Annotated in this window: 3 protein-coding genes; 2 read left to right on the top strand and 1 reads right to left on the bottom strand. The window is 67.4% G+C overall.

The annotated features are described in order from the left end of the window. A partial coding sequence (gene acs, locus K2Y03_RS12495; RefSeq protein WP_294091073.1) for an acetate--CoA ligase occupies positions 1–1,937 on the bottom strand: 1,937 nt, incomplete at its 3' end. Between the two features lie 185 nt (positions 1,938–2,122). Here acs and K2Y03_RS12490 point away from each other — a divergent pair. After that, positions 2,123–3,139, top strand: coding sequence for an NAD-dependent epimerase/dehydratase family protein (locus K2Y03_RS12490; protein WP_294091072.1), 1,017 nt, complete (start codon positions 2,123–2,125; stop codon positions 3,137–3,139). Positions 3,140–3,191: 52 nt separating this feature from the next. Continuing rightward, a partial coding sequence (locus tag K2Y03_RS12485) for an acyl-CoA carboxylase subunit beta (protein ID WP_294091071.1) occupies positions 3,192–4,576 on the top strand: 1,385 nt, incomplete at its 3' end.

Below are 4,576 nucleotides of genomic sequence, written 5' to 3'. Positions count from 1 at the left end.
GCAGCGACAAGCCGGTGCGTAACGAGATCGGCCACCACCGCTGGATCAGCAAGCGTGGAGGTATCTCCCAGACTGTCTACTTCGCCCTCGGCGATCTTGCGCAGGATGCGCCGCATGATCTTGCCCGACCGCGTCTTGGGCAGGCCGGGGGCGAATTGCAGCGCGTCGGGCGTGGCGATCGGCCCGATCACCCGGCGCACCCATTGCACCAGTTCCTGCCGCAGCGCGCCGTCCGCCTCTGCATCGGCGTTCAGCGTGACAAAGGCATAGATGCCCTGGCCCTTCAGCGGGTGCGGCATGCCGACTACGGCGGCCTCCGCCACCTTGGGGTGGAGCACCAGCGCGCTTTCGATCTCCGCCGTGCCCAGCCGGTGGCCGGAAACGTTGATGACGTCGTCGACGCGGCCGGTGATCCAGTAATCGCCATCCTCGTCGCGCCGGCACCCGTCGCCGGTGAAATATTTGCCCGGATAGGTGGTGAAATAGGTCTGGAAGAAACGGGCATGGTCGCCCCACACGGTGCGCATCTGCCCGGGCCAGCTGCCGGCGATGACCAGATTGCCGCTCGCCGCGCCGCTGAGCAGCTGCCCGTCGCTGTCGACCAGCTGGGGCTGCACGCCGGGCAGCGGCCGCGTTGCCGAACCGGGCTTCAGTGTGGTGGCGCCGGGCATCGGCGCGATCAGCGCGCCGCCCGTTTCGGTCTGCCACCAGGTGTCGATGATCGGGCAGCGGCCCTCGCCGACCACCTGATGATACCAGCGCCACGCCTCCGGATTGATCGGCTCACCCACGGTGCCCAGCAGCTGGAGCGACGCGCGCGAGGTGGCGGCGACCGGCGCGTCACCCTCCCGCATCAGGGCGCGCAGGGTGGTCGGCGCGGTGAACAGCGTGTGCACCTGGTGGCGGTCCACCACCTGCCAGATGCGGCTGGGGCCGGGCCAGTTGGGCAGCCCTTCATACATCAGGGTCGTCGCGCCATTGGCGAGCGGGCCATAGACGATATAGCTGTGCCCCGTCACCCAGCCGACATCGGCCGCGCACCACCACACCGTGCCGGGGCGATAGTCGAAACACCATTCGTGCGTCAGGCTGGCCCAGAGCAGATAGCCGGCGCTGCTGTGCAGCACGCCCTTGGGCTTGCCGGTCGAGCCGCTGGTGTAGAGAATGAACAGCGGGTCCTCGGCCCCCATCCGCTCGGCCGGGCAATCGCCGACCACTTCCAGCGCAGCCTCGTGATACCAGATGTCGCGGCCCGGCCGCATCGGCACGGCGGCGCCGGTGGCCTGCACCACGATCATCCGCCGCAGCGCCGGCGCGAGCGCGGCGGCGGCATCGGCATTGGCCTTCAGCGGAACGCGCTTGCCCCCGCGCCGGCCCTCGTCGGCGGTGACCAGATAGGCGCTGTCGCAATCGGTGATGCGCCCGGCCAGTGCCTCGGGCGAAAAGCCGCCGAACACCACCGAATGGATCGCGCCGATCCGCGCGCAGGCGAGCATCGCGAACATCGCCTCCGGGATCATCGGCAGATAGATCGTCACCCGGTCGCCGCGCCGCACGCCTTCGGCCTTCAGCACATTGGCGAAGCGGCACACCTCTGCATGGAGCTGGGCATAGGTGAAGTGGCGGGGCAGCTCGCCCGGCACATCGGGTTCCCAGATCAGCGCGAGCTGGTCCGCCCGCGCCGGCAGGTGCCGGTCGACGCAATTGGTGCAGATGTTGAGCGCACCATCGGCGAACCAGCGGATGTGGAAGTCATGCTCGTCGAACGACCAGTCGCCCGCTTCGGTGGGGAAATGCGCCCAGTCCAGCCGGCGCGCCTGGTTGAGCCAGAAGCTGCGCGGATCGGCCGCCGCCGCCGCGTACAGCGCCGCATAGCCTTCTGCCGACACCCGCGCCCGCGCGGCCCAGGCGGGCGGAACCGGATAGGTTTCTGTCATCGGCGTCTCCTGCTCCAGCCGCGCATTGTGCCGCAGCCACCGCGCAAGGCAAACAGAGTTTTTCGGCAGAGTTTTTCGGCAGAGTTTTTCGGCAGAGTTTTTCAGCCCCGCGCCCGGCCGCCGCTTGGCAGTGGAACAGTCGCAATCTAAAACCTTTTTCATCCGTCTGGCTGGTGAGGTGCGTTATGGACAAGCAGGTGCTGGTAACCGGGGGCAGCGGCTATATCGCCGGCTTCATCATCCGCCAGCTTGCCGCCGAGGGGTGGCGGATCAACACCACCATCCGCAATCTGGGGCGCGAGGGCGAGGTGCGGCGCTGGCTGGGCGTGCCCGATGCGCAGCTGCGCTTCTTCGCCGCCGATCTGCTGAAGGATGACGGCTGGGCGGAAGCAGCGGCGGGCTGTGCCCATGTCGTCCATGTCGCCTCGCCACTGCCCACGGCGGGCGTGCGGCATGAGGATGATCTGATCGTGCCCGCGCGCGACGGCGCCTTGCGGGCCTTGCGCGCGGCCAAGGCGGCGGGTGCGACGCGCGTGGTGATGACCTCCTCGGTCGCCGCCATCGCTTATGGCCATGGCCGCAAGATCGGCCGCTATACCGAGGCGGACTGGACCGATGTGAACGGCCCCCAGGTTCATGCCTATGCCAAGTCCAAGACCCTTGCCGAGCGCGCCGCGCGCGACTGGATCGCGGCCGAGGGCGGCGCGATGGAGTATGTCAGCGTCAATCCGGCGGCGGTGCTGGGGCCGGTGCTGAGCGCCGATTTTTCCGGCTCGATCGAAGTGGTGCGGCGGCTGATCGCGGGCCAACTGCCGGGCCTGCCCAATTTCGGCTTCGGCGTGGTCGATGTGCGCGACGTGGCCGATCTGCACGTGCGCGCGCTCACTGCATCTGGCGTGGCGGGCGAGCGCTTTATCGCCTGCGGCCCGTTCATGATGATGAAGGATATCGCCGCCGTGCTGCGCGCCGAACTGGGCGGGCAGGCGCGCAAGGTGCCGACGCGCGGCCTGCCCGATTTCGTGCTGCGCGCGGTCGCGCTGTTCGACCCGGCCGTGCGGATGGTGACGGGCGAGCTGGGCAAAGTGCGTGAGACACCCGCCGACCATGCCCGCGACAGGCTCGGCTGGGTGCCGCGTCCGGCGCGCGACAGCATCGTCGATACCGCGCGCAGCCTGATCGATCTGGGGATCGTGAAGCTCTAGCAGTTGCGCTCGCCGCGTTTCCTTGGAATGGGAACGCCAAGGAGAGCAGCCCATGGAAACGATCGTCGATCAACTCGAAGCCAAGCGCGCCGCCGCCCGGATGGGGGGCGGGCAGAAGCGGATCGACGCCCAGCACGCCAAGGGCAAGCTGACCGCGCGCGAGCGGCTGGACGTGCTGCTCGATGCCGGCTCGTTCGAGGAGCTCGACATGTATGTCGAGCATAATTGCGTCGATTTCGGCATGGCCGATCAGGTCATCCCCGGCGACGGCGTGGTGACGGGCAGCGGCACGATCAACGGCCGGCTGGTGTTCGTGTTCAGCCAGGATTTCACCGTGTTCGGCGGCTCGCTTTCCGAACGCCACGCGCAGAAAATCTGCAAGATCATGGACATGGCGATGAAGGTGGGCGCGCCCGTCATCGGCCTGAACGATTCGGGCGGCGCGCGCATTCAGGAAGGCGTGGCAAGCCTTGGCGGCTATGCCGAGGTGTTCCAGCGCAATGTGCTGGCGTCGGGCGTGGTGCCGCAGCTTTCGCTCATCATGGGGCCGTGCGCGGGCGGCGCGGTTTACTCGCCGGCGATGACCGACTTCATCTTCATGGTGAAGGATTCGAGTTACATGTTCGTCACCGGCCCCGATGTGGTGAAGACGGTGACCAACGAAGTCGTCACGCAGGAAGAGCTGGGCGGCGCCGTTACCCACACCACCAAATCGGGCGTCGCCGATGTCGCGTTCGACAATGACATCGACGCGCTGCTGGCGGCGCGCGATTTCTTCGATTTCCTGCCGCTGTCGAACCGGGAAGGCGTGCCGGCGCGGCCGACGGACGACCCGTGGGACCGGATCGAGGAAAGCCTCGACATGCTGATCCCCGCCAGCGCCAACCAGCCCTATGACATGCACGAGCTGATCCGCAAAACCGTGGACGAGGGCGACTTTTTCGAAATCCAGCCCGCACACGCCGCCAACATCATCATCGGCTTTGCCCGGATTGAGGGGCGCAGCGTCGGCATCGTCGCCAACCAGCCGATGGTGCTGGCCGGGTGCCTGGACATCAATTCGTCGAAAAAGGCGGCGCGCTTCGTGCGCTTCTGCGACGCGTTCGACATTCCGATCGTCACCTTCGTCGACGTGCCCGGCTTCCTGCCCGGCACCGCGCAGGAGCATAACGGCATCATCAAGCATGGCGCGAAGCTGCTGTTCGCCTATGCTGAGGCGACCGTGCCCAAGATCACCGTCATCACGCGGAAAGCCTATGGCGGGGCCTATGACGTGATGGCGAGCAAGCACTTACGCGGCGACCTGAACTATGCCTGGCCGACCGCCGAAATCGCGGTGATGGGCGCGAAAGGCGCGGTGGAGATCATCTTCCGTGGGCGCACGCCCGAGGAAATCGCCGAGCGCACGGCCGAATATGAGGCGCGCTTCGCCAACCC

It is taken from the genome of Sphingomonas sp., assembly GCF_019746015.1.
Lineage (GTDB): Bacteria > Pseudomonadota > Alphaproteobacteria > Sphingomonadales > Sphingomonadaceae > Sphingomonas.
Note: the sequence above shows the minus strand (reverse complement) of the source record. Positions and strands in the feature narration are given on the sequence as shown.